Annotated in this window: 16 protein-coding genes and 1 pseudogene; 3 read left to right on the forward strand and 14 right to left on the reverse strand. The window is 40.8% G+C overall.

The features are described from left to right. Positions 1-66 precede the first annotated feature (66 nt). Positions 67-1,122: an IS110 family RNA-guided transposase gene (locus BMX11_RS22715; RefSeq protein WP_090889173.1), complete on the reverse strand. Its 1,056-nt coding sequence runs from the start codon at positions 1,120-1,122 to the stop codon at positions 67-69. Between the two features lie 308 nt (positions 1,123-1,430). Next, positions 1,431-2,078 carry a DUF1349 domain-containing protein gene (locus tag BMX11_RS22720; protein ID WP_090889437.1) on the reverse strand — a complete coding sequence of 216 codons (648 nt, stop codon included), beginning with the start codon at positions 2,076-2,078 and terminating at the stop codon, positions 1,431-1,433. A 185-nt stretch (positions 2,079-2,263) separates the two neighbouring features. On the opposite strand from BMX11_RS22720, the gene BMX11_RS22725 reads away from it, so the two are divergent. Beyond that, a complete protein-coding gene (locus BMX11_RS22725; RefSeq protein WP_090889440.1) occupies positions 2,264-3,016 on the forward strand; it encodes a response regulator transcription factor in 753 nt (250 codons plus the stop codon). 183 nt (positions 3,017-3,199) lie between these two features. Here the strand turns inward: BMX11_RS22725 and BMX11_RS22730 are convergent, their stop codons facing one another. Both BMX11_RS22730 and BMX11_RS22735 read right to left on the reverse strand, forming a co-directional pair. After that, the gene (locus BMX11_RS22730; protein WP_090889442.1) at positions 3,200-4,474 is read right to left on the reverse strand and encodes an alpha-L-fucosidase; all 1,275 of its coding nucleotides are present in this window, start codon (positions 4,472-4,474) and stop codon (positions 3,200-3,202) included. A 469-nt stretch (positions 4,475-4,943) separates the two neighbouring features. After that, positions 4,944-5,939: a helix-turn-helix transcriptional regulator gene (locus BMX11_RS22735; protein ID WP_090889446.1), complete on the reverse strand. Its 996-nt coding sequence runs from the start codon at positions 5,937-5,939 to the stop codon at positions 4,944-4,946. An 80-nt stretch (positions 5,940-6,019) separates the two neighbouring features. On the opposite strand from BMX11_RS22735, the gene BMX11_RS22740 reads away from it, so the two are divergent. Together BMX11_RS22740 and BMX11_RS22745 are read left to right on the forward strand one after the other, a co-directional pair. Next, complete coding sequence (locus tag BMX11_RS22740; protein ID WP_090889449.1) at positions 6,020-8,419, forward strand: TonB-dependent receptor; 2,400 nt, start codon at positions 6,020-6,022, stop codon at positions 8,417-8,419. 19 nt (positions 8,420-8,438) lie between these two features. Then, positions 8,439-9,761: a hypothetical protein gene (locus tag BMX11_RS22745; protein WP_090889451.1), complete on the forward strand. Its 1,323-nt coding sequence runs from the start codon at positions 8,439-8,441 to the stop codon at positions 9,759-9,761. A gap of 355 nt (positions 9,762-10,116) precedes the next feature. Here the strand turns inward: BMX11_RS22745 and BMX11_RS22750 are convergent, their stop codons facing one another. The 10 genes and pseudogenes from BMX11_RS22750 to BMX11_RS24465 form a co-directional block, all read right to left on the reverse strand. Next, on the reverse strand, positions 10,117-11,487 hold the full coding sequence (locus tag BMX11_RS22750; protein WP_175474651.1) for an alkaline phosphatase family protein: 1,371 nt from the start codon (positions 11,485-11,487) through the stop codon (positions 10,117-10,119). Between the two features lie 1,219 nt (positions 11,488-12,706). Further along, positions 12,707-14,092 carry an arylsulfatase gene (locus tag BMX11_RS22755; protein WP_090889454.1) on the reverse strand — a complete coding sequence of 462 codons (1,386 nt, stop codon included), beginning with the start codon at positions 14,090-14,092 and terminating at the stop codon, positions 12,707-12,709. Between the two features lie 38 nt (positions 14,093-14,130). Further along, positions 14,131-15,621 (reverse strand): RagB/SusD family nutrient uptake outer membrane protein, encoded by a 1,491-nt coding sequence (locus BMX11_RS22760; protein ID WP_090889457.1) that lies wholly within the window; start codon positions 15,619-15,621, stop codon positions 14,131-14,133. Between the two features lie 9 nt (positions 15,622-15,630). Next, entirely contained in the window at positions 15,631-19,002 is a 3,372-nt protein-coding gene (locus tag BMX11_RS22765) for a SusC/RagA family TonB-linked outer membrane protein (RefSeq protein ID WP_245738748.1), read from the reverse strand. A 1,247-nt stretch (positions 19,003-20,249) separates the two neighbouring features. Next, positions 20,250-20,516 carry a hypothetical protein gene (locus BMX11_RS22770; RefSeq protein ID WP_090889463.1) on the reverse strand — a complete coding sequence of 89 codons (267 nt, stop codon included), beginning with the start codon at positions 20,514-20,516 and terminating at the stop codon, positions 20,250-20,252. A 77-nt stretch (positions 20,517-20,593) separates the two neighbouring features. Then, on the reverse strand, positions 20,594-21,052 hold the full coding sequence (locus BMX11_RS22775) for a hypothetical protein (RefSeq protein WP_090889466.1): 459 nt from the start codon (positions 21,050-21,052) through the stop codon (positions 20,594-20,596). A gap of 1,424 nt (positions 21,053-22,476) precedes the next feature. Beyond that, positions 22,477-22,623 (reverse strand): annotated as a pseudogene (locus tag BMX11_RS24870) (RHS repeat-associated core domain-containing protein); the annotation flags it as partial. 810 nt (positions 22,624-23,433) lie between these two features. Continuing rightward, positions 23,434-24,294, reverse strand: coding sequence for a tyrosine-type recombinase/integrase (locus BMX11_RS22790; RefSeq protein ID WP_090889472.1), 861 nt, complete (start codon positions 24,292-24,294; stop codon positions 23,434-23,436). Further along, positions 24,281-25,156 (reverse strand): tyrosine-type recombinase/integrase, encoded by an 876-nt coding sequence (locus tag BMX11_RS22795; RefSeq protein WP_090889475.1) that lies wholly within the window; start codon positions 25,154-25,156, stop codon positions 24,281-24,283. The genes BMX11_RS22790 and BMX11_RS22795 overlap by 14 nt, the downstream gene beginning before the upstream one ends. Before the next feature lie 30 nt (positions 25,157-25,186). Continuing rightward, positions 25,187-26,575, reverse strand: a 1,389-nt coding sequence (locus BMX11_RS24465) for a hypothetical protein (RefSeq protein WP_090889477.1), incomplete at its 5' end; no start/stop codon positions are given.

Below are 26,575 nucleotides of genomic sequence, written 5' to 3' on the forward strand. Positions count from 1 at the left end.
CACCTAAGATTCTGTGTTGATTTCCAAATAATATTTTCTTAATTTTGTTTTCTAGGCAGTCCAGAACTAGCCTGTAATAGCGTGCTGATCTTGTATCTGTACGCTATTCTCTTTTTCAAGATAATGGGCATCATATGTATTTTTATTTTTAAATAATATATACATCATTTCTAATAATTTTCTTTGTACTGCGACTAACCCTTTCATTTTTATTCCATTTCTATGCACAATTCTGGCATATATTGCTTTAAATCTTTCGTCCCATTTAACAGCACTTAATGCCGGCAGGTACATTGCCTTTCTTAAACTTCGATTCCCTTTCTTAGATATCTTTGGCTTTCCTTTTACGGATGTGCCGGATTGTTTTTCTTTTACATCTAGACCTGCGTAGCTGGTAAGCTGTTTTTTACTTCGTATCAATTCAAATCCGTTGGTTTCTGCCAGAACGATTATTGCTGTCAATTCTCCAACGCCAGGTATTGAGCTCATAATCCGCACTTCGTGCTCCAGATCTTTATTCTCCCTAACAATCTCTTTGATATCTTGCTTGATTTCTTTTTCCTGTTTATTCAAAAAAAATATTCTGTCCTGTAGCCGCTCTATACTCTTCTGGTAGGGATATGCTTCAGAACTTTCTGCATGCAACTGGTTTTTAACTATGGATCTTTCTGCTACAATTTGATCACGCTCTCGTGTTAATTGTTGAAGATTTCTATACACCGCCTTTGGCCTTTGCCAATTATCTAACTTACGCTCTAGTCCAAACTGGGCTATAGCTTCTGAACAAGTTTTATCAGTGATGGTCTTGGTCTCTAATGTGCGCATATAGTTGCTTATCTTATTGGGCAGAACAATACTTACTTCATAGTCATTTTCTGCCAGATGATAGGCAATTTTCTGGTGGTAAACACCTGTGGCCTCCATTACATAACGAATATTTATCGCATTATTCGTATGCTTTTTCACCCATTCTAATAGTGATCTGATCCCCGAATCACTATTCTTAAAAACCTTATGGGCATAAAGCTCGATAGTGAAATCTTCCAGTGTTCTGCCTAAGGTTACCACTAATTCTTTCTGGGCTACATCTATCCCCAATACTTGTTTTAATACTTTTTTCATCTTTTATCTTATAATATAATTGATGAATCTTCCTTCGTTTTCTCTCCTGGTTGGATATTCTGGATATCATGACAAGCATGGTTCCTTACATTCTGTTCAAACTCGAAAAGATAGAAAAAGATGAGGCAAGTTCTTAGGTACAATATGCTAAAAAGCTATTTAGACATCTATGTGCTCTCATCCTTCTTCAATTATAGTCACAAATTTAAGCCTTTGTAAACATAGGAGACCTCTAAGGCAACTAAGTTTTGTACCTGGAAAGTTAAGCATCATGCCCCATAACACGCAACACATAACGCACAACACACCTACTGGTGATCCTTCAGCCATTCCAACCTGCGCTGATCTGCTAAATGCTTTACTTTAAAGTTTTCAAATTTGGCTTCAAAACCATTACCATCCGGACTTGCAGCCATTAAGCCCACCTGTACCGGTGCATTATCCTGTAATGGAGCATTGCGCGTCATGATGTAGTTTTTATCATCTAAGGAGTAGAAAATTTCTACCGCATCTAATCTGCGTACTACTTTAATCCAGATAAAAGGCGGTACCTTTTCTAAGGTTAATACGCTCCAATCACTTTTTTCATGGGTAACTACCGTGCTCACATTAAATTTTCCATCTACAAACTCTACACCTGTTTTGATATAATTTTTATGATCTGTACGAATCATCAATCCCATTTGATCAAAACGTGCTTTATAGGCACCTGTCAACTTTACCTTCGCTTCAAATTCGCCGCCATAAGTTGCATAGTAAAAAGGGGCATCATCTACTGTAAATCCATAATGCGAAATGCGCCAGTAATCGCTGTTTGGTGTTACCTGCATAACAAGGCTATTATTTTTAATTTGCCATTGCTCCGGTTCATTAAACCATTGCATTTTTTCTAAACTTTGTGCTTTTAATTCATTCAGGCTTAGCAAAAGTGCCACCGCAAAAAAGAGTTTTTTCATGTTTTATATTTCAATTGACTTGTTAAAGTTAATTTAGCCATATCTTGAGTGTTAGAAAAAGAATTTCATTACAACAATCTTATTTCAATAGCTAAATCACCATTCAACTTTAGTAAGTTCGCAAAGTTATTGACTGTTTAAAGTATATTCAATGGTGATAAATAACCATAAGCCGGATAAATAATATGCGAGATCTGCTTGATATAAAACTGTTGTCTCAGCCCTTTGAAACATCTGAAAATCCTGAGCTGAAATTAGAAAACAGTAAAATGATTGCGCAAATATACAGCAAGCTCGAAAATTGTCTGAGTGTATTGAGCGATATGAAAGCCAGGAGAAGTTTCATTTATTATGGACCAATAGCAGAAGAGCTTGGCCTGGAACAAAAGCAGGCTGAGATTAAATCTATTTGGGAGGAGGAGCTATTAAGTCGTGTTCACCCTGAAGACCTGCAAAAGAAGTACAGACTTGAATTTCAGTTTTTCCAGTTACTGAACACTATCGATGCGGCAGAAAGAATGGATTATCAGGTAATTACAAAGCTTAGAATCCGTAATAAAGAAGGAAAGTATATTTTAATCAAGCACCGTTTAGCATATATTGGCAGCTCGGAAGATGGGAGTATCTGGCTGGCCCTCTGCCTATACAATATGATTTATGATCACCCGGATTTTAATATCCCACAAGGGGTTATCGTCAATATAAAAACCGGGAAGATTATGGATTCCAATCAGCAGCGTTTTACCGATATTTTATCCCTGCGGGAGAAAGAGATTTTACAATTGATTAAGCATGGTCGCAGAAGTAAGGAAATTGCCGATAAACTGGGTCTGAGCATCAATACGGTGAATCGGCACAGGCAAAATATCTTTCAAAAACTTAATGTAACCAATGCAATGGAGGCTTGTAGAATTGCTGAAACTACAGGATTGTTTTAACCTTAAAACCTTACCATTCTGTACTCGCTTTTATCCTTTATCCATGGGCGTAATTTGGTTCCAGGGCACCGTCAAAAGGATCCTTTCGCAAGTGCTGAATCAAATGAAGATTGCAGGCGAATTAAAAATTTAGCAGTATCTGCGAATACTGCTTCAACCCTTAGCGCAATTACCGAATTTTTATTAATAACTGACTTTAATAACAGTACACATCTCATCAGGTTGCTTTGCTGGAAGACTCAACAGCAAATTCTCTCCAGCAATTTTCGATTTAATCTTTTTACCGGAAACCAAAAATTTTGCTGAAGAAGATCGTCCATTTAAGGGTAGACTGAGCTTTTGATCTTCGGGCCATTTGGTAACATGCAGGTATAAGGCACCAGGTTTTGAAGTGATGTATCCCCATGGCATTTCTGGAAATGGAGATCCTTTAGAACCATAAATAGCTTCGGCATTAGCGTTAATCCATTTGCCAATAATGCGAAAATCTCTTATGCTTTCCTCCTGAAATACCCCTTCAGGCTTTGGCCCAATATTGAGTAATAAATTAGCGCCCTTAGAAATGGTATTCAATAATACTTCCATTAATTCTTGCGGTGTGCGTAACTTGGTTTCTGTTTTAGAATAGCCCCAGCTTCTAAAATTGTGGGTAAATAAAGCTTCGTACGCCTGATCAGTGGTAGTAGTAGGCAATTTATTGTCGCTCAAAGTCTCATAATCGCCACGACCATTCCCTATTCTACTAGAGGTAAGACAATTAGGCTGAAATTTATGTACCCAATTAACCAGTTGAGTAGATTCGTTATCACTCATCTTTCTTCCACCATCAAACCAGATTAGCGCAACATCTCCATACCTGGTTAGCAATTCTTGCAGTTGTGGTTTACATTTCTCATCCAGATACTTTTGAAAGTTTTTCTGATAACCCTTAAAATCCCACAGGTTACCCTCTGCATCTGCTTCATGCCAATCTCTTGATTGTGAATAATAAAACCCCAATTTCATGCCGTGCTTCTTGCATGCATCAGCTAGTTCCCGGATGATATCCCTTTTAAAAGGGGTAGCATCTACAATATTGAATTTAGAAACATCCGATTTATACATGGCAAAGCCATCATGATGTTTGGTGGTTATTACAATGTACTTAAACCCGCAATCTTTGGCGAAAAGTACCCACTCGTTAGCATCAAATTGTTGCGGATTGAATTGCGTTGCGAGTTGCTCGTATTCGCTGATGGGAATTTTAGCCCTTTCCTGAATCCATTCGCCAACACCTTTATATTCTTTCCCTTTCCATACACCTGCAGGAATCGCATACAATCCATAATGGAGAAATAATCCCAATTTAGCTTCAGGAAACCATTTGGTATCTGCTTTTTGTACCACGTTCTGTTCTTGTGCATAAAGCTGTAAACAAAGTACAATGCCTAACAGCAGCATTAAGATTCTCTTATTCATATTAGTATTATTTGGTTAGTTTGAGTACATACAATTCGCTTATCAGCGATACCGTTCAACAATTCAAATAACGCTATACGATTAGAAGTTTTATTACACCATATGATCAATATATTAAAAGCTACAATCACACTTAAAGCACTACTTATCTGTTAATTACAAAAACTAGCAGCATCAATTAAATAAGCTAACTGCTGGGAGGTGTATCAAATACTAACCAGATCCTCCCATTTTTACCGATATTTTATTCCTGCGGGAGAAAGAGATTTTACAACTGATTAAGCATGGTCGCAGATGCAAGGAAATTACCGTTAAAACTGAGCATGAATACGCTGAATCAACACAGGCAAATATCTTTGAACTTAATGTAATCAGTGCAATGGAGGTCTGCTGAATTGCTAAAACTAACGGATTGTTTAAATTGCTTTTCTGGTGGATAAAAGTAGCTTCGAAAAAAGTGTATTTATAGCTAAACCATTAAAAATTCTAAATTTTCAATGATAGCTGAAAACTCTTCCCAAAAGATCAATAAGGAGAGTTTACCGGCTTTGATTTTATTTGGCAAATAGCCAAAGTATTTTTTGAAAGCATTGGTAAAATGCGTTGCATGTTTGTACCCCATTTTCAGCGATATTTCGGCAATAGAAATATGCTTTTCAATCAACATAGCCTTGGCCTGCTCCATTTTATGCTGATTAAGGTAGCCAAATACGGTATTACCAAAAACGACTTTAAAATCACGTTTCAAATTGAACTCATTGGTACCTACCAAATGAGCCAGGGCACGCAACGACAAGGGTTCTCCCGTATGATGAATCAAAATTTCTCTCGCCTGCTGCATCCTTTCCTCCTCTCCTTTCTTCAATTGGGCGCGTGCAGTATTACTTTGTAGCTGCTCAAACTGGGCAACTTGTAAAGCCAAAAGTTCTATCACTTTAGATTCAAGCAACAGCTGATCACACAAACCACCTTCGGAAGAAACAGAAAGACGTTGTAAAATGGCATTGATTTCTGGCGTAAGCAGCATATTAATCTCCGAAAGCATCTTTGGGCCATCCTCCGCATCTCTTTTTCTAAATGTGTGCTGAACCAAATGGCTGGCTGGAAGATACCTGCAAAGAAAGTCATGGCTAAGATTGATGGAGATAATATCATCTTTAATATCCATCGCCATTCGGGTAGTTTTAAATGGAAAGCGACACAGGTTATGTTGTTGTGCGCTTATTTTTTGCGCAGTCAAAACCTCTCCGTTCTTGCTGATATGCATTTCACCCTTCATTACAAAAATCATCTGATACGTATCAAAGGTATTTTTATCGGGATAGCTCATACTGATCTGCACTTTACTGCGATCTTCAATATCCACAGTATAGCGCACAGCCATGGCCTTATTGTAAGAAAAAATGCTTTCCAAGACTGGCTTAGATTCTCCCTTTAGCGTTAATTCTTCTCCCGATTGCGTCATATTCAGCGTCTATATTTGCAGCAAAGTTATTCTTATTAAGACCTATTCTAAAGAACTCTTAAAAAAGTTACACATTTCAGATGAAACATTTTCTACTTCTAGTACTCATTTCGGCCTTTAACTCCCTTGTCTTTGCCCAAACAGGAACCCTATCTGGTAAGGTTACAGATGACCAGGGGAAAGCCATTGCAGGAGCTACGGTAACACTTAAGGAGATGAACAGAAGTACCATGACTGATGATAATGGCCTTTACGAAATAAAATCTATTACTTATGGTAGCTACACGCTGATGATCAGTTCAGTTATTGCTAAACCTAAAAATATTCGTATAAAAGTAGATCAACCCAATACCGTGCTTCATACTAAAGTGAGGGAAATTACAGATCGCAATTTAGAACAAGTAACCGTGCAGGGGAAAACCGAAAAAAGGAAGATCGAAACTTCGGGTTTTGCGGTGAATGTGGTCGATACGAAAGAAGCCTCTTTAAGAAATTTGCAAACCAACGAACTATTGAATAGAACAGTTGGCGTAAGGGTTCGCCAGGTTGGCGGATTTGGTTCCAATGCAGATTATAACCTGAACGGCATGTCGGGCAGGGCCATCGGTATCTTCATTGATGGTATAGAAATCTCTACCTATGGTTCTTCTTTCAACCTCAATAATATTCCACCTTCAATGATCGAACGCATAGAGGTATACAAAGGGGTACTCCCTGCTCACCTGGCAGGAGATTACCTAGGCGGAGGTATTAATGTTATCCTTAAAAAAGGGGTTAGCCGAAACAATTTAACAGCTTCTGTTTCATACGGTTCTTTTAATACGCAACAGGCAGATTTGAGCGGAACTTACCGCAACGAAAAAACAGGCTTTACCTTACGCGGTTCTGGCTTTTACGGCTACTCGGATAACGATTATGAAGTGTGGTCTAAATGGGCCAAAAACGAACTATCAGACGGAAGAGAAGTTCAGGCCAGAGGGAAACGTTTTAATGATGCCTTTAAAACTTATGGTGGCCGTTTAGAGGCTGGTTTTACTCAGGTAAAGTGGGCCGACCAGTTTATGGTTAACTATAACGGTTCTTATACTTACAAAGAAATTCAGCACGGACAATACATGGCGAGACCTTACAAGGGGCGCTTTGCAGAGAATAATGCGCACATTGTTGGCCTGGATTACCTTAAAAAGGACTTCCTACTCAAAGGGTTGAAACTTAATTTCAATGGGGTGTACAGCAATAAAAAGGAATATATCCAGGATACTGTCTCCTACCGTTACAACTGGGATGGAAATCTGGTAATCGGGAATAAGGGCGTTCCGCTCCGTACGCTGGGTGGAGGACAGCAGGGATTACCCACTATGGCCAATATAGATCGACAGATTGCTTCGCTTCGTGTGGGATTAACTTACCAAATAGCTGATGGGCACAGCGTAATACTCACCCATGGTTTTTACACTGTTGATAGACAGGATTATGACCAGCTCAAAACGATCTTACAGCAAAACTATGAAATCAGCAGCGATATGACCACCAATGTAAGTGCCCTTACCTATGAAGTTGATGCCTTTCAGAATCGCCTAAAAACCAGTGCATTTGCTAAATATTATCAACAAAAGATAGACAGAACTGAACCTGTATCCCGAACCATTAACGGCGTACCTACCCGAATAGAAAATGTTACCAAAGATAACCGAAGTTTCACGGGTTATGGTTTTGCGGCATCATACGCTTTAATGTCTAACCTCGTTTTGATTTCTTCTGCAGAGAAGGCTGTAAGGATGCCCAGTGATGGTGAAATATTTGGGAACCCAACGGATAACCTCAATTCTAACCCTACCATTAAACCGGAAACCAGCAACAATTATAATTTAGGATTCAGGGCAGGAGCATTCAACCTCGGCGATCATAAAATTTCCATATCTGTGTCTGCTTTCATCAGAGATACTAAAAATAAAATTGCCATCAGATCAAATGACCGGGCCATTACCGTAATGCCAACTTCAGAAAGCATTAACCTGCCTGGCACACAATCTAAAGGCTTTGAGGCAGAATTAAATTATGTGTATCGTAACCTCAATATCGCCTTAAATACTTCTAAATTCAACACTTTAATTAAGGATTCAGGTTCTCCATACAACAATCAACAGATTCCAAATGAACCCTTCTTCACCATTAATGGAAATGCACAGTACCGGTTGCAAAATCTAATACAGAAGAATTCTGCCCTTAACCTCTACTATAATTTTGGCTTTGTTAATCCTTTTGAAACCACCTGGTTAATCACCAAAGATAATTACAACCAAACACCTGTACAGTTCATTCAGGATGTTGGAGCCAGCTACTTATTCCCCAATAAAAAGCTAGTAATCAGCTTTGATGCTAAAAACATATTAAACAAGGAAGCTTACGACAATTTTGCTTCCCAGCGTCCTGGAAGGGCATTTTACCTGAAATTTAACTATACCATTAATAATTTTTAAAATCTAATTTTTACATAGCATGAAAAAGCAATTTTTAAAGCTCCTGATGTTTGGAGGGCTTGCAACAGCAGTGACCATAACAGGTTGTTCAAAAAATACAGATGATCCCACACCTGAAGAAAATCTGGGCGACTCTGACCGTTGGATTACGGTTTCTGGTGCCTTAATGCAAACTAATCCTGGCGACGGGAACGGAGGTACCATGGTTTATTCGGTTAGTGTGAACGATGCTAAAGATCCAAACAAATCGGTTGATGTTTACACCAATGGTTTCCCCGTAAGATCTCAACGTACGGCACGTTTACAATCTTCTTTAGATGGTGGAACATTATTCAATATTGCCTATACTGGTCCTAATGGTGGCGAATTCTCGAAATATAAAGTAGAGGGTGGAAGTAAATTTTCTGAGCTGGCAGACAAAGTAAATATTTCAAGTTATGCAACGGCATCACCAAGATGGGTTAAACTTTTTGATAACGACCAAACAGGGGTTGCAGTAAATGTTTCGGGTGTAAAAATTACTACAGAACCCAATGGAACTACTTATAAATATGCCAGGGGAACATCCACCATTCTTTCTTTAAACTTGCAAGCGGCAGCCATTAAAACTTATGAGCAGTATGAGCTGGCCTTATCTGCACAGGAAGAAGCTCAAGGATTTTACATTGGCCGCTTAGACGCTCCGGTATTAAACAAAGCGGGTGATAAATTGATTATCGGCGCATCTAGAAGCAAATACAATCCTGCTACAGGAACAACAGATAACACAGGAACGGTTAAAATCTCTTCTAAATCTGTTGTGGTTGATTATCCATCATTGAAAAATCCGAAAATTATTTCTTCTACGGTTAGTCAGGGAAATACCAATGGCTACCGCAGCTTCAATGCTTTCTTAGCAGAAGATGGCAATATCTATCAAGCTACGCAAAATGGTCTTAACGGATCACATATTTTGAGAATTAATCAAAGCAATGAGTACGATAATTCTTACGTATTCAGTTTAGATGCTTCTTTAGGCGTTACAGGAACTTACGTAGATGCCTGGAGATATGCCGGAAACGGAATTGGTATTGTGGCCTACAGCGTTGCTGATAAAGGTGGTTATATTGCACGTATTGATTTAAACAACAGAACGGCAACTAAAGTGGCTATCCCAGATGATGCAGATTTAAGCTTCGGACAGTACCAAGGCTTTGTAGTGAATGGTGATGAAGTATTTGTAGCGGTTACACCAGTAGGTAAAGACGGTAACATTTACATCATTAACAGCAGAACCGGAGCCGTAACTAAAGGAGCTAAATTGGTTAACAAAGTAGGAAACCACTATATAGGGGTGTTTTAAATGCCTTTAATGTAAGAGGGAATAATGGACAAGGGAATTTACCACTCGCCATTCAGTCCCTCTTACTTCATCATACCACCTTATCTATTACGTAAAATGTTATTATGGAAGATGGGGTTAAACAAATCGCCATTCAGGCCATCTTACATCCAACCATCTTACATAATTAAAAAATATCTTTAATGTAAAAGGGAATAATGGACGATGGAATTTACCACCCGCCATTCAGTCCATCTTACATCACACCATCTTACATAATTAAAAATTGTCTTTAATGTAAAAGGAAATAACGGACGATTGAATTTACTACTCGCCATTCAGTCCATCTTACATCACACCATCTTACGTCCTTCCCTTATTTCCCAACTACCTCTTTCTTAACGGGAGCCAGTATCCCCGGATACAACACACCATCCGTTTTCAGGTTTAGATTTAAAAGTTTAGCAATTAAAGGAGCGATATCTTCCTGGCCCATTAAAGGTAATACAGTGCCTGTTTTAATGCCCTTACCATAAGCAACAAAGCCTGTTTGAATTTCTTTAAAATCTGTTGGCAGGTAACCATGCGTACCACCACTTACCGGAGCAAGCATATCGCCGGCAGCAGAGGCACCAAAGCTGAATCCCTGATTGGCTGCCAAAGCCATAAAAGCATTTGGATCACCCTGAGCTTTTGTTAAAGCTTCTTTATCCAACACATGGAACATTCTTTGAACGCTTTCCGGAAGTTGATTCAATGCCTGCTTAATTTTCTCTAAGCTTGCCTTATCCTTAGGATCTTTCAGGTGTAGAAAGGCCGAACCTCCACTTTGCTGAAAATAAGCTTTCCAGGCATCTTTATTCTTATCATCATACAAACCTAATTTGGCCAACATAACATTGGGTTTAACCTGTGTGTGGATATCTACAAACCCATGATCGCCCGTGATGATGAAAGTGGTATTCTTGCTAATTCCTGCCGCTTCAGCCGCATCCATAATGGTTTTAACGGCTACGTCAGCACCTGCAACAGCAGATCTAACCTTATCGCCATCGCGCCCCTGCTCATGCTCAAAATGATCTGTCAAAGCAATATGTACTGCTAAGAAAGCAGGTTTATAGCGTTTTAAAATGTAAGCGGCCATCCTCGATTTATTCTGGTCGCTGGTAAAGAAATCAAGCGTAGCACCAAATTCGCCAAACTTACCAATGGCATTATCCTGAACTTCCTGGAAAAGCTCTTTAGGACTTGATTCCTGGAACATGGCTTTGATCTCATCCTTTTTCTCTCCCTTACCTTGCGGAAGAATCACATATTCAGGAAGATTATAATTAATAGGCGCACCTACCGTAACCGGCCAGCTTACCCCTGCGGTGGTTAATCCTGCATCCTTTGCCGCAGTCCAGATGGTGGGTACTTTGATATCCTTATAATACCAAAACCATTTACCCGTAATACCCAGGGGTTCAACTGGGGTATTGTAGTAAATACCATGCTTTGCAGGTAAAACCCCACTCACAATGGTAGTATGAGAAGGATAAGTAACGGTAGGAAAACTTCCCCTTACACCTTCCGCATAAGCGCCAATTTTCATGCCCTGGCGTACATTCACCATTCCCCATAGCGGATCCATATAGAATTCAGGGCGTAAACCATCTATACTAATCAGCACCACATGATTTTCTTGCGCTGGTACATATCCTGTTGAAAGCCACAACAAGGCCGCAAGCGTAATTATTTTTTTCATATAAATTTTTACGCGAAGGTATCTGGATAAGATGGCGTTAAGGTTTTTTAAATATTAAGAAAATATTAATGTAGCTTCCGTATCAGTTATGCTGACCTATGCCGCAGCTAGAAATGTTTTACATTAAGAAGTTAAGGGAAATTAATAAATACCAGTTAACTTATCATAAGTTCTCAATGTTGTACTAGAAACTGCGCTTGTGATATAGTGATGGTACTTTAACATTAAGAAGTTAAGGAAATTAAGAAATACCAATTAACTTATCCTAGGTTCTCAATGTTGTATTAGAAACTGCGCTTATGCTATAGTGATGCTACTTTAACATTAAGAAGTTAAGGAAATTAAGAAATACCAAATAACTTATCCTAGGTTCTCAATGTTGTATTAGAAACTGCGCTCGTGATATAGTGATGGTATTTTAACATTAAGAAGTTAAGAAACATCAAGAAATACCAAATAACTTATCCTAAGTTCTCAATGTTGTATTAGAAACTGCGCCTATGCTATAGTGATGGTACTTTAACATTAAGAAGTTAAGGAAGTTAAGAAATACCAAATAACTTATCATAAGTTCTCAAAGTTGTATTAGAAACTGCGCTTATGCTATAGTGATGGTACTTTAACATTAAGAAGTTAAGAAACATTAAGAAATACCAAATAACTTATCATAAGTTCTCAATGTTGTATTAGAAACTGCGCTTTTGATATAGTGATGCAACTTTAACATTAAGAAGTTAAGGAAATGATGAAATATGCCTTAACTTATCTTAACTTCTTAATATTTTTATTAGAAACTAGAGTTTCCTATTGTTTACAAAATCAAAAAAGTATCTGCGCTTTTGATATAATGATGCTACTTTAACATTAAGAAGTTAAGGAAATGAAGAAATATGCCTTAACTTATCTTTGTTTCATTAGAAACTAGAGTTTCCTATTGTTTACAAAATCAAAAAAGTATCTGCGCTTTTGATATAATGATGCTACTTTAACATTAAGAAGTTAAGGAAATGAAGAAATATGCCTTAACTTATCTTAACTTCTTAATGTTTTATTAGAAACTAGAATTTCTTATTGTTGTACAAAATCAAAAAAGTAACTGCGCTTTTGATATAATGATGGTACTTTTAGATTAAGAAGTTAAGGAAATGAAGAAATATGCCTTAACTTCTTAATGTTTTATTAGAAACTAGAGTTTCCTATTGTTTACAAAATCAAAAAATTATTTCACTGTCCAGTAAGGAGAATCTGTTCTGGCTGTTAAAAGATAATCTTCTATCTTTTTTACAATATCCGGATGAGCCGCTGCCACGTCTGTAGTTTCTCCAATATCTGTTTTCAAGTTGTAAAGTTCCAGTTTATGGTGTCTTTTAACCCCTTTCCAGTTACCATAACGAATGCCTTGCTCAAAGCCCAGTTCAAAGAATTCCCAATATAGAAAACGGTCCTTTTTAACCTTTTCGCCTTTTATAACAGGATATATACTTTCACCATCTGTTTTAAATCCGCCGGTTTTGCCTGCAATTTCAGCAAAAGTTGGCATCATATCGGGGAAGTAGCCAGGTACGTTACTGATTTTAGGGGCATTTTTTATAAAGGGAGCCCAAGCAATAAATGGAATTCTGATCCCTCCATCATACATATCTCTTTTGTACCCTTTGAGTTTTCCGTTTGAGTCAAAAAATTCAGAAACAGCCTTCAGCTGGCTGGTTGGTTCTGATCTTGGTCCGTTATCTGATCCGAAAAAAACAATCGTATTCTCTGACAAACCGCTCTTAATCAGATAATCCTTAACTTTTCCAACCGCCTGATCTAAATAATAAACCATGGCAGCATAAGTCTTCATATCTTCCGGCCAGTCCTTATTTTTATAGATAGCCTGATCCGGTACATCCAGCGGAGAATGCGGATTATTGTAGTTGAGCATTAAAAAGAAAGGCTTTTCGCTATTTTTTTGAGTTTCCAGATAAGCGAGTGCCTCATCTGTACAGATGTTCGTTTCATAATATCCCTTTCTCGCATTTGTATTCGGCGCTACCGTTAAAAGCTTTCCGTTTACATAACGGTGATCGGGCCAGTAAGTGCTTGCATAGGTAGCAGGAATATTAATCAGCCATCCCGAAAATTGATCAAAACCTCTTTGCAAGGGGGTAGCCAACGAGTCGTACCCATCAACATGCCATTTCCCTACCAGTGAAGTATTATAGCCGGCATCCTGCAGCAGGTTTCCAATGGTATAGTCATCCTTGGTTAAGTTGGCTCTGTACACTACATTTTTCCCTTTTTTCCCTGCAAGCCCGCCCTGCTCGGTTGCATTCCCCCGTATGGTAGCATGCCCTGTATTAAGCCCCGTTAGGATAGAGCCTCTTGATGGTGAACAAACCGGAGCACCCGCATAAAAATCGGTAAACCGTGTTCCTTCATTAGCCAATTGATCAATATTGGGCGTAAGGATCTGTTTTTGCCCATAAACACCAACATCTCCATAGCCCAAATCATCAGCTAGAATAAAAACAATGTTAGGTTTCTGTCCAGCCTTTCGCTGTGCTAATAACGCTCCATTATACAAGAGCGATAAACCGATGAGGATTAAACTTTTTCTTATCATTTTACTTATTTAATAGCTGTTGTGCCCGTAAATATAATCTAATTGTAGCCAGGATTTTGAGTGTAAAGCCCTGGGGCAGTTTGAATTTCTGCGGCAGGTACCGGGTAAATGACATAATTAGGTACAATTTCGTTAATCTTGGTAATGGCATCGGCAACTCTCCAGGCATTCATCTGCGAAACGGCCAATCCTTCCCGTACAAGATCATTCCAGCGCAGCCCCTCCCCTAAAAATTCTCTTTGCCTTTCCTGCATCAAAACCGGAATCGTTACATTAGTTAAAGAACCAACTCCAGCCCTTGCCCTTACCCTATTTACACTGGCATCAACATCTGCCTGAGTACCCGCTGCCCCATGAAGAATACATTCAGCCTTCATCAGCAATATATCTGTATAACGCAGTACGATAAAATTAATCGGCCAGTCTCTTCCCGATAAACCCTTTTTGGCTACATCGATATATTTTTTAATAAAAGGGCCAGCAGTATAAGTTGTGGCTACATTGAAAGGATAACGAAGATCTGTTCCGCTAACCGTATTGGTAGTGTAAGAAGTAACCAGACTCTTAGAAACAGGGAAGGTACTTGCTCCATAACCATTGCCATAGCTGTTAGAAATACCGTTACTGGTCCAGTAAGCTACAGGCACCAAATGAGAAGGAAAACCGGCACCATTTAAACTAGAGGCAAACTGTATATCGAAAACAACCTCACTATTATTTTCATTGGTGTAGGAAAAGATTGAGGTATAATTAGAGGCAAAACTATATGGACTTCCCGTAAGTACGGCATCGAATAAAGTAGCTGCCTTATCATATTCATTGCTGTTTAATCCAGGGCCGTTAATGCCATAAGTAGGCCCAGACTTTGTAAGATAAACCAACCCTAATAATCCCTTTGCGGCATAAGATGTGGGTCTGCCCAAATCTACTCCGGTAAAAGTGGGTGGCAAATTGGCTGCAGCAAACTGCAAATCTGATTCTATCAGTGCATAAACATCGGCCACAGGACTTCTTGGAATAGTAGCTACCTCTGCTGCGCTCTTCACTGTTGAAATTAATGGAAGCTGTCCAAAAGTCCTCACCAGAGAAAAATAATAAAATGCCCTTAAAAAACGTACTTCAGCCGTATAACGGGTTGCATTTGCAGCGGTTAGCACACTTCCCTTAGTTTCTAAGGCCGCCAGAACGGTATTTGCATTATAGATTCCGTTAAAATTAGCTTTCCAGGCAGTAGTGATAAATCCTGTAGTGGTGATGCTGGGTGTAAAGTTGTTTATCCCATCCCAATCGCGGTTACCATCTGAGGTTGCATTTAAATTATCGCTGCGCATTTCACTAAGCCATAAAGCCTGACTTGGATAATTACTCAATTGGGAATACACCCCATTTACAGCCTGCAAGAAGTCGTTATTATTGGTAAAAAAATTATCGGTAGCTAAACTCGACTCCGGGGTTTGATTTAATTGTTTCTCGCAACTGCTCAATATCAGTATTGCAGAGAGCAGGGTTAAGTATATTTTCGTTTTCATCTTATTTTACTAAAAGCCAATGTTTATACCAATTGAAGCGGTTTTACTGAGTGGAGCAGAGCCATAATCGCCCGAAATGGCATAACTGGCATCACCACTCACGTTCGTATTTTGTGCCTCGGGGTTTGCACCACCTTTGTATTTATCATGAGAGAAGTAGTTCTCCAATGCGACAAATATCCTGGCAGAGGAAATTCCAGGTGTTTTGATCAGTCCCTTCAGGTTGTAACCTAAAGTGATATTTTGTACCCGAAAGAAATCGCTGGAGTAAACCCAATCAGAAGTTACGTTTGGATAGGTGTAGCTTGCCCCAAGCCTGCCCCGCTGTGCATCTGGATTGGGATTTGCTACCGACCAGCGGTCTCTCCAAACCCCGAGAACGTTAGCCGTTGTACTTCCAGAAAAGTCTATTGCGCGACCAAGGTAAGAAAGGATTGATCCTCCATGCTGACCATACAATTGCACACCAAGGTCAAAATTTCCATATCTAAAGTTGTTGGTCCAACCCCAGGTATATTTGGGAGAAGGTTGTCCGCCAACTACCCTATCGGCAGCACTGATTTTTCCATCGCCATTGCTGTCTACATATTTGGCATCACCAGCTTTTTGCCCCGACACTTTCGCTACCGCAGGATTGGCAATATCGGCTGCAGTTAAAAATCCATCGGTTTTGGTAATGTAATAACTGAATGCAGGAAGTCCTTCTCTCAACAGATATGGGGCGTTACTGCCACTGTATGCAGAAGCAATTTCAATATCGGCATGTGTTGGGCCCAGATCGGTTACCTTATTTTGGTTAAAGGCAATATTGGCACTCATTGACCAGGTAAAATGATCTGTTTTAACGTTTACAGTATTCAATCCGAACTCAAGGCCTTTATTTACCACGGCCCCTATATTTTGTAAACTGGTGCTGAAACCGCTTGCAGAAAGCACTGGCAAGTTCAACAACAGGTCGGTATTCTTTTTGTGATAGGCATCAAAAGTGAAATTGATCCTATTGGCCAAAAGGCTTAAATCCAAGCCCAGGTCATAGGTGTTAGAGGTTTCCCATTTTAAGGCTTTATTTGCTAATCCAGAAACTACCTGACCTGTTGCGGTTGTTGGCGTATTTCCACCAAACACATAGTTTGAATTGACCAAAGTGCTGATGGCATTGTAATCGCCTATATTATTATTGCCCGATTTACCCCAGCTCAATCTCAGTTTTAACTCACTGATGGCCTTAACATCTTTAAGAAAAGATTCTTCTGAAACTTTCCATCCGACAGACACAGAAGGAAAAGTTCCCCAACGGTTTTCGGTTCCAAATTTAGAAGAAGCATCTCTTCTGATGGTACCCGATAAAAGGTATCGATCTTTAAAGGCATATTGAAGTCTGCTATAATAAGAAAACAGGGTATTGTTAGCTGCGGTTGATGTTCCTGTAGTGGTTACTCCGGCCGAGTTGGCAATGGCATTACTTAAGGTTTTGATAATATCGTTGGCAAAGCCTCCTGCTGTTGCCAAACTTACACCTTCTGTATGTACAATGTTGTAGGAAACCCCTGCAATCGCCGAAATCTTATGTACACCCGCAATGGTTGTGGTATAATTCAGGGTATTTTCATTTAGAAAATTTTGTTTCTTGGTTACGGCATAAGAACCCGTAGAATAAAGCCCGGGATTAGTTAACAAGGCCGATGCTGCTCCTACCGTAACCTGATCGGATGTATACCTGGAAGTATTTCTATCTACATTATCATAATTTACACTTGATCTGAGCGATAAGCCTTTAACAATTTGATAATCGGCATATATGGAAGCCAGTAACCGGGAGGTTTTCACTTTATTAATGGCCGTTTCCAGGTAAGCATAAGGGCTGATAAGTCTAGGACTTGCCCAGGTGTAAACGCTATTGCCATAAGCACCAGAATTTAAGCCCGCAGTACTTTCCACTATTGGCACCATTTGCAAGGCATTCATCAACTGGTTATCTTTTCCCTCTCCCGGAGGTGCATTATTAATGGAGTAAGAGGGTGCTAGGTTGATTCCGAATTTAAGTTTCTTACTCGCATTGGCTTCTACATTGGCTCTTATGTCATAATTCTTAAAATTAGAGTTAATTAATGTTCCATTTTGGTTAAGCACATTACCCGAAATAAAGTAGTTTACATTTTCTGAACCGCCACTGGCCGAAACCTCATAGTTTTGATAAGGTGCCTGGGTGAAAATGGCATCCTGCCAGTCTACATAATCAAGTCCGGGGTGGCCGGGCTGTGCCCATCTTGGGTCAGTCATCAATGAGGTGTTGACTGTTCCTGGAGCAAGGCCTAAAATAGCCGCTCTTTCGGCATTGGTTTGGGTAGCCGTTCTGCCAGTACCAGAAGCCACCCACGCATTGTTGGCCAGTTCTGTTGCCTGCACAACCCATTCATCGGCACTGAGCATATCGATTTTTCTCGCTACAGAACTAATCCCTGCATTCGCATTCACACTGATGCGGGGCTTCCCGGCAACACCTTTCTTGGTGGTAATAATTACTACCCCATTGGCGGCGCGCGAACCGTAAATGGCCCCGGCAGCAGCATCCTTTAATACCTGAACACTCTCAATATCGTTCGGATTAAGGTTATCGAGCGGACTATTTGAAATACCGCCAGAAGCATTTTGACTGGCTACATCGAGCGGAAAGCCATCCAATACATAAAGTGGTTCGTTACCTGCCGTAATGGAGCCCGCGCCACGCACCTGAATACTTAAACCTGCCCCAGGGGTACTACTTTGTTGTCTTACATGCACACCAGCCATCTGGCCGATAAGCGCCTGCTCTACCCTGGCAATTGGCTTTTCCTCTACTGCTTTAGCATTAAAGGAGGCTACAGATCCCAGTACATCGCTTTTTCTTTGGCTACCATACCCCACTACCAGTACTTCTTCGAGCCTACTTTGATCTGGATCTAGTTTTACCGAAAGGGGTTGACCTTTGTAAATTACTTCCTGGGTTATATACCCCACATAACTGAAAACTAAAGTAGGTTGAGCCTGCTCGGTGTTTATCTGGAATTCTCCATTGGGATTAGTGGATACCACCTGCGCTGTTCCTTTAACTCTGACGCTTACACCAGGCAAGGCGAGGTTCTTTTCATCGGTTACCTTTCCCGTGATGGTAGTTGCCCTCCATTTTGGAGCAGCTAGGTTGGAAATATTATTTCTGCTCAATGCGGCCACACTGGCTGCATTTGAATAAGAGAGCTTGGTATTTTGTTTCTCGTTGTTTCCTTTTGCTGAGGCCTGTAAAATAGACGAAATCAGGAGAATTCCTGTTAAGCCGGGCAGCATAGATATTTTACACGAGAGGGTGCTATGCGAGTCCTTCCAGGACTTTCCGCTTATTTTCATAATTTATATGGGTTTATGCCAAACCTGAAATTGCAACAAGCATAAGGGATAGATGAAATGCCGGGCAGAATTCATAATTTTAACATGATCATTGAATAAATTGACCGGATGCAACGCCAATTGATCTCCGGTTTAATGGACTGATTTGGGGGAAGGTGCAGCAATGCATTTTCCCTTATTATTTAGCGTAACTATTTTTGGTTTGTACGCTCCTTTCTATACCTCTGCATCATAATTATTAATTTGGTATTTTTCGTAAAACGTTTAAATGTTCAATCCCTCCTATCCCACACTTCCATCCTAGCCAAGATCGTATAGATTTAGGTCTGGATACAATAGTAGAAAGTATTGGCTAGTAGGGTTTCAGCACAATTTCCATTTTGGGTTATTCCGTAGTTAAAACAGACTATGTCGGAATAAAAAGCTGCCTGTTCTGCTGTAAGCACACCCTAATAATGTTAAGTAACAAGCTTAAAAGCAATGGAATTTATTAAATTAAAAAACTGAAAGAGAGATAGTTAATTAACTACAAAATCCTATTCAACAACAGCAACAAGAATGATGGCCAGGTTTATTGGGGAGCGAAATTAGAGCACGGACAGCAGTTTGAATAATCATAACATATAAAGTCTATCGTATTAGTAGACAAAACTATATTATCTTAACATCCCTCACAAACTTTTAACAAATTTTGCGAGATTGATAATTATTTAACTTCCGGCAACGATGGCATAAGGATTTAATGCATTAAAAATTACGCTATTTTCAAAAGAACTGATCTCCAGAAGTCAACAGATATGATCTGTTATTCCTCTTTAGCAATCACATAGTATCAAAGTTGAAAATCAAAAAAGAGGTAAGATCAGAGCTTCGGAAAACATCGTAATTCAGGTTCTCTGCCATCGTTCCTGTGGTTTAACCAGAAGTTCTTAAACAGTTCAGCTTATCATAACGATATAAAATATTTTGAATGTTGGGTAAGTGTTCAACTAAGAAGATTTGAAATAAAGAAATAAAAATGGTCGTAGCGAGATGTTAGCAATGCTATTAACTTAAGGAGAAAACCAAAATGGATTGTCATCATGAGCCTGTCGAAGGGTGATCCATTTTGGTTTTTCTCTACTGGTTGGTGTCCCCACCTGCCAGTCCTTTTATACTAAAATGAATTGTCTTTCGACAAGCTACTATTGACTTTTTTTAACTATTTATTAATAAGATACTTAACTCAATCTGTGTTCCCGTCTTTTCTAGTAGTAGCGTCTCGCGTATGTGTAGGCCACACTGGTACCATTTCCATTGGCTGTAGCCGGGAGGTTAAGATAATTATAGGTTAATACCATTCCATTGCGGCCATCTGTTGTGGCATTGCCATTGGCATCGTATTGGTAAGTGTTAGCAATATTATCTATAGAGCTTAAGCGGTTACCCGAATAATGATATTGGTTTAGAGCCGATCCGTCACGTTTCAACTGCCAGATATTCCCCATCACATCGTAATTCAGGTTCTCTACCATCGATCCATTGGTTTTACCAGAAATGCTTAAACGGTTCAGCTTATCGTAACCATAATTGAATATATTAGCCGTTGGGTTCAGGTTATATACCCAATCCCAGTTTTGGGCAGTAATGTTACCGTTAAAGCCATCGACACCATTTGATAGCCCAATTTCATACTGAACTGGTCACTACTACTATTCGTCATCCAGCCACGCTCATTATAAGCAAATGCAGTGAGCTGCTTATCGTTATGCAGGTGCTTGTTTTTCAGTTGTCCAATCTCGTTGTACTCCAAATGACTCAATGCAATCTCACCCTGGCTATTGATGTTTTCAAATGTGGCAATTTTCCTGCCCACATGGTCATACTCATAACGATTGGCAATGATAGTTGGCGTTCCGTTCCCTGCCCCGGTGTGGCTCCGCGTTCTCGCTGTAAGCTCGCCAATAAAGCTATAGGTATTATCCACAATATCCTTTCCTCCACGGTGGTTATCACTTTTGGTTTGTACTACACGGCCTTCCAGGTCATAGTAGTTAACCGTGAGCAGCATGGTTCCGTTACCCAGATTTCTAACCTTACTGCCCGTAAGCAGACCTTTTACCCGTTTTCCATCTGCCTGCCCACTAACCGGTTGGTCTGTCCCGATCCCAGGAAAGGCATAATCATCATAATAGTTATGATTTTGGACTAGAGAAATAAAAATGGTCGTAGCGAGATGCTGCGACCAGGTTGGAATTTATTTTAAGCTCAAGCGGGACGCTATGCACTAGAACATACTTGCGCTAGAGGGGGTAGTCTCCTCAAGCTCAACTCCAACTCACAAGACTACGGACAGATGGGTGGTCCCTGTATCTACGTAATAGTCCCTGTGCAGTATTGGGTTTCTGTTTGTTAGGCAACATCACCCGAACTAAATCCGCCTCACATACAGTTTCTGTTCGTAAGCCCCCATATTTGCGGCCGACTTCCTTTAGATTCGCAGTCACCCTCAACACCCTTGTCTTAAGCTAACACTTCCTACTGCTAAGCGTGTTCGAGCCTTGAACCCTATAATCGATTGCAATGCCCAGCGCACCTAAAATAAATGCCCGGCAAATACGCCGGGCATTGAAACTATTGTTATTTTCTTACTATAGGGCTAATTAATTACCTTCTTTAGCTCGTTTATAATTATTGCCAATCCCATTCCCGCCAAAATAAGTGCTCCTAAAAAGACCTTCAATTCTGTATAGAATAAGGTATCAATTGCTTTATATTTAAAAAACTTATATTTCCACATTAGAATCACTCCTACAATAAGAAAACAAACACCTACAATGAAAAACTGAATATTCATAATTACTTTTTCTTCAAGATTTCTTCTGAAAACACTGTTGTGGTTTTGCTTACTCCCGTTGCAACCCCTTGAATCACTGCTTCTGCAACGGCGTTTGATCCAGGTGTTCCTTTGGCTACTGCTCTGGTTGCCTTGACACCCGCATCACCTAGACCATCGAAGGCTATTTCAATACCAACTTTTACTCCGTTTTCCATCATTGTCTTTTGATTAAATCCTTCGGTTGCAAAATTGTTCGCTACTTCTAATCCTAATCCAATCTTACCTATCGCTCCACCTACTGCCATGATTTCGGGTTGCCCGGTTGCCAGCCCAATCCCGGTAATGGCATCACCTGTTATTTGGAGTCCGTTGGCAGTATGCTCAATACCGGATTTATTTTTATTAATAAAGGTACCGCCTTTTGTAATAAAAGTTCCATCATTTAAGTCAATAGAGTTACCTTGCTTATCATTTACAGTCCCATTACCATTAAAGCTGAAATTTTCACCTGTAACACTTGATGTTCCTGTTCCGGCTTCGAAAACTTGCGCAACATTGGTATATCCTAATTTTGATGCTTGTTCGGCCGTCTTGACTTCAGCATCGTAGGTTACATACTTCGTTCCAGATTTGGATCGCCACTCAATCCAATCCTTATTCTCCATCCCATCAGGATCAATATATCGAATTGGATTATTAAATCCATAGTTATACGGAGAATATCTTCTCATCTTCTCGGCCAAAGGATCCACCACATTCCACCTGCCAATCACCGGATCGTAAAACCTTGCGCCGTAATCAAACGCCCTTACGCAACTTTTTTACAGTTCACCGAATTCGCTGGCAGCAACTTTTCAGCTTTATAAAGAACGTTCCTTCATGCGTAAAGTTAGTTTTTTGTTCGGGTTTTACAAGAGGGGTAATTTCGTTCTTCGGATAGTTTCTGCGGTAGGTAAGGTTGATCATATGTTGCAGCAAAGATAGCCTCAGAAGGAAAAGCAGTAAAGGGACTTTCGCGGCATAAACGCGCTTAGCCTTTGCGCTCTAAGGCCATTTATTCCACGTTCCCTTGACAGCTCTCCCTTCTTCCGCTTTTGGGGGCTTAACAAATGATCACCCCAGACTTCTATTCTCGTTGGTGCAGATAGAGCGTTTAGGAAGCAAGTTTATGTTTTTGTAACACAAAAACGACTTTAACAGCCCGTTGGTTTGTTCAGCATCCTGCCGACTTCGGAGGCAGGTTTTTCATTAATGTAGACATTAATACATCTTTGCTAAACACCCTTGTGTTTGTTTTTCAGGCTTTGGGTGGCGACCTCTTACTGATGGAAAGTGCGTTGGTTTGAGGGAGGGATTAGAGCGGCTCTTTCTATCAGTAATAGGTTCCAAAGGGGTTTGGGGAATGGAAGATTCCCCAACTATATCCTTGCGAAGCACCCTGCTGCCGCAGGCCTTTGCTTAGGAAATTCCCTGCGGGATTCCTTTTTCGGCCTTGCGGATAGCGCGAAGGCACCAGAGAATTCCCGGAGGATTCTCCCATAGCCCTTAGCGGTAGCTTACGGGCAGAAAAGTAAGGCGCTGCCTAACTTCCGCTTGCTCATTTTTTTACACTTTTATTTTAAGGGGTGGTGTTTGTTCAGAGCTTCTTTTAGATCTTCCAGATTGGTGGTCTGGTAACGCTCCGTAGAGCTCACATAACGGTGACCGGCCATGTACTGCACCGTTCTTAAGTCCTTTTCTTTAAGCCATTCGGTGATCACGCTCTGGCGGATCTGCACCGCATTCTTTACTTTCGGGTTGAGCTTTCTAAGGGCATGGTTTAAGTGCAGCAGGCTGTTCTTTAGGTTTTCTAGGTCATTCCTGCCGGTAAACAAACGCTCTGATCTGCTTTGAAGTTTACCCCTGACCACCAGCACATATTCCTGCAGGTCCAGAATCTGGTCGGGCTGTAAAGCCAGCACCCTGCCATTGTTTTTGTTTACCGCAGGAACGTGGATCCTGCCTTCTCTTAGCTTTAAGTGTTCCGGCCGGAGTATTTCCAGTTCCTCCCTGGTCAAGCCCTGGTAGACCAGCAGTCCCAGCATCACTTTATTGCGGTGGGTACGTTCGTCTCTGATCTCATAGCTTTCATAAAGTTGATCCAGTTCCGCCTTTTCCAGCAGGTCATTCGGCACCGTTCGTATACTCCCTTTCAGGCTGATCCCGGCAGCAGGGTTGTAACTGATCTGTTCCTGTTTTTGCAGGTAGCTGAAGTAATACCTGACGGCCAGCAACATCCGGTTTACCAGGTTAACGCTATTGTTCTCCTTTTTCTGATGGTCTGCATAGTCAAGGATATCATTGTAACTGACTTGTACAAGGATCACATTTTCTATGGCCAGCCAGGCTAAAAAGTAACTCACATACTTCCGGTGCTGATAGATGGTATCGGGTTTCAAGCCCTGTTCTTTTAGATATTCTTCAAAGCTGTTCATTTACAATATGGGTATAGATCTGCGTACTTTCCAGGCTGCTATGGCCTAAGAACCGCTGGATCTGTTCCAGCTTCATACCAGATTGTAAGAGATGCGTAGCAATACTGTGGCGCAAGGTGTGTGGGCCGATTGGCTTCTTTATCCCTGATGCTGACCGTAGTTTCTGCATCCGCTCAAAAGCGGTCTTTAACCTTTTTCCGTTTGCGTTCAGTAATAATGCCGGTTCCTTTTTGCCGTTCAGCAGGTAAGGCCTGGAGAAGTTCAGGTAGTATTCCAGGTCTTTTTTATTGCTCCCGGTCAAAGGAACATACCTTGCTTTATAACCTTTGCCTTTTCGCACCAGCACCAATTCTTTTTCCAGCAGGATATCATCTATGTTTAAGCTCAGTCCTTCGCTTTTCCTCAAACCACAACCGTAATACAGGGTCAGCAGTGCCCTGTCCCTTAACCCCAGGACACTTTCTGTAGTCGCTTCGTACAGCCTGGTGATTTCCTTTTTAGTGAGTACGCCTTTGATATTGCCGACCTTGCCTTTGATCTGCACTTTCACTGAAAAGCTTTCCTGCCCGCTCTCCGCTAAGTACCGGGCAAACTTGCGGATCACTTGAAGGTGTTTGCGGATGTAGTTTAGGCTCAATGTGCCTGGTTTGGTTTTACAGGGCTGCTCACTTAAGACCTGCAGGTAATTTTCAAGGTGGCTTTCTGTGATGCAGATAATGCTGTTACAGTCATTTTCTTCCAGGAAGACCAGGAACGCCTTTAGCATCACAGGCATGTCCCGCTGGCTGGTGTGGTCAAAGTTCAATATCCTTAACCATTCTCCAAAGCCTGCGTGTAAACGGATATAGAGCGGGTTTTTCATTTATTATTATTTTCTCTAACTGTACGTTTTTTACTTACCCTGGGTTACTGCCTCTTTCCTGCTGTCTTTCTGCACTTTAAATAACCCATCAGGCCTTTGGGATACTGTTGGGTTACGGGATACTGATTTGATATTTTCAAGGATGCAGCTGACCAGCATTCTGCTGCTCTGCTGCAAACTCTCCAGATCATTCCAGCGCTGTACCTTGTATTCAAAGCCTTTATAGCGGTTACCACGGGTGATCTTGATATAGCCCATCCTTTCCAGCTCGTACAAATAACGTCCGATGCTGCTGGGGGTAAGCCTAAAGGCCGATCGGATCTCCTTGCTGTAAAAACTAACGTTCTCGCTCTCGGTATCTTTTTCTTTTAGGTAGCCTTTCAGCTTTTCAAAGAAGCTCCGGCAGGCATCATTCAGCTCGTCACTTTTCTTTAGCAGGGTAGTTTCAAGCAACGTAAAAGCAGCTTCCACATCTTCCAGTGTACTTTCAATGTATTGCTCCCCCGTATCCGTATCGGTTTTCAGTGTACGCTGGTACTGATGGTAATAAGTAATGGTCTCGGTAAACAGCAACAGCAGTAACATCGTTCTTCTTGGCTTAAAGACCTCTTCCGGCAACTGTAGAAAGGTGGCGTAAGGATTTTTAACGGTAATCGGCTTTAAGATCCGCTGCACGTTTTTGACCTGCTCTTTCAGCTTATGCTGTCTGGATTCATCAACCTGCCCCGCACTTAGCTTTCTTTGGTACTCCATGATCTTTTTATCCTGCTCGATACTATTGTCCATATACAGCAATATGCATCGGTTCGCATTGTCTTCATACAATTGTTCCCTGGTGGTACATCCTGATACACAGACCGGCCCCTCTACATTCAGCGTTACCGTTTTCAGGTTGCCTTTATTGTCTTTCAACGTGACTGTTTTACTGATCTTACGCTTGCTTTGCAGCTCCCGTAAGGGATACAATACGCTTTCCGCCCCGTCCAGATCTTCGATCAATAACAACTTGTGTTTCAATTCTTCCCTGCCGAAGTAATAAAAAGCATTGCTGGACAGTGAAGTAATTTCCAGTTTATCCTCCTCGGGCATCAGTTCTGATACTTTCTCCTGAAGCCAGGTCTTGCCGGTGCCGGAGGCACCCAGGCACATCAGGTGCAAAGGCGTATGCCGTTTACGGCTCGTATAGGCCAGGTAAGCGATCAGGCTATTGTTTTCTTCCCCGATCAGCCCGCTATCGGCAATGACCTGTTTGGTGCGCCCTAACAGGTTCGGGGATTTCAGAAAAGTGATGGCAGCTTTGCGCTCGGCCTCGCTTAACGTTCTTTTCTCCGGTTGTTTCGGCTTCATGGATTCCAGGCGTTCCGACCGGTAGTTTTCCAAAGCAGTGATCAGGTTGTTAACCACTGCGCTGGTTTCACT

Source organism: Pedobacter rhizosphaerae, from assembly GCF_900111155.1.
Classification (GTDB): domain Bacteria; phylum Bacteroidota; class Bacteroidia; order Sphingobacteriales; family Sphingobacteriaceae; genus Pedobacter; species Pedobacter rhizosphaerae.

Bases quoted from the DNA above. Each gene is read 5' to 3' on its own strand.
- BMX11_RS22715 (WP_090889173.1), bottom strand. From the start codon at position 1,122: ATGAAAAAAGTATTAAAACAAGTATTGGGGATAGATGTAGCCCAGAAA.
- BMX11_RS22720 (WP_090889437.1), bottom strand. From the start codon at position 2,078: ATGAAAAAACTCTTTTTTGCGGTGGCACTTTTGCTAAGCCTGAATGAA.
- BMX11_RS22725 (WP_090889440.1), top strand. From the start codon at position 2,264: ATGCGAGATCTGCTTGATATAAAACTGTTGTCTCAGCCCTTTGAAACA.
- BMX11_RS22730 (WP_090889442.1), bottom strand. From the start codon at position 4,474: ATGAATAAGAGAATCTTAATGCTGCTGTTAGGCATTGTACTTTGTTTA.
- BMX11_RS22735 (WP_090889446.1), bottom strand. From the start codon at position 5,939: ATGACGCAATCGGGAGAAGAATTAACGCTAAAGGGAGAATCTAAGCCA.
- BMX11_RS22740 (WP_090889449.1), top strand. From the start codon at position 6,020: ATGAAACATTTTCTACTTCTAGTACTCATTTCGGCCTTTAACTCCCTT.
- BMX11_RS22745 (WP_090889451.1), top strand. From the start codon at position 8,439: ATGAAAAAGCAATTTTTAAAGCTCCTGATGTTTGGAGGGCTTGCAACA.
- BMX11_RS22750 (WP_175474651.1), bottom strand. From the start codon at position 11,487: ATGAAAAAAATAATTACGCTTGCGGCCTTGTTGTGGCTTTCAACAGGA.
- BMX11_RS22755 (WP_090889454.1), bottom strand. From the start codon at position 14,092: ATGATAAGAAAAAGTTTAATCCTCATCGGTTTATCGCTCTTGTATAAT.
- BMX11_RS22760 (WP_090889457.1), bottom strand. From the start codon at position 15,621: ATGAAAACGAAAATATACTTAACCCTGCTCTCTGCAATACTGATATTG.
- BMX11_RS22765 (WP_245738748.1), bottom strand. From the start codon at position 19,002: ATGAAAATAAGCGGAAAGTCCTGGAAGGACTCGCATAGCACCCTCTCG.
- BMX11_RS22770 (WP_090889463.1), bottom strand. From the start codon at position 20,516: ATGGTAGAGAACCTGAATTACGATGTGATGGGGAATATCTGGCAGTTG.
- BMX11_RS22775 (WP_090889466.1), bottom strand. From the start codon at position 21,052: ATGCTGCTCACGGTTAACTACTATGACCTGGAAGGCCGTGTAGTACAA.
- BMX11_RS22790 (WP_090889472.1), bottom strand. From the start codon at position 24,294: ATGAACAGCTTTGAAGAATATCTAAAAGAACAGGGCTTGAAACCCGAT.
- BMX11_RS22795 (WP_090889475.1), bottom strand. From the start codon at position 25,156: ATGAAAAACCCGCTCTATATCCGTTTACACGCAGGCTTTGGAGAATGG.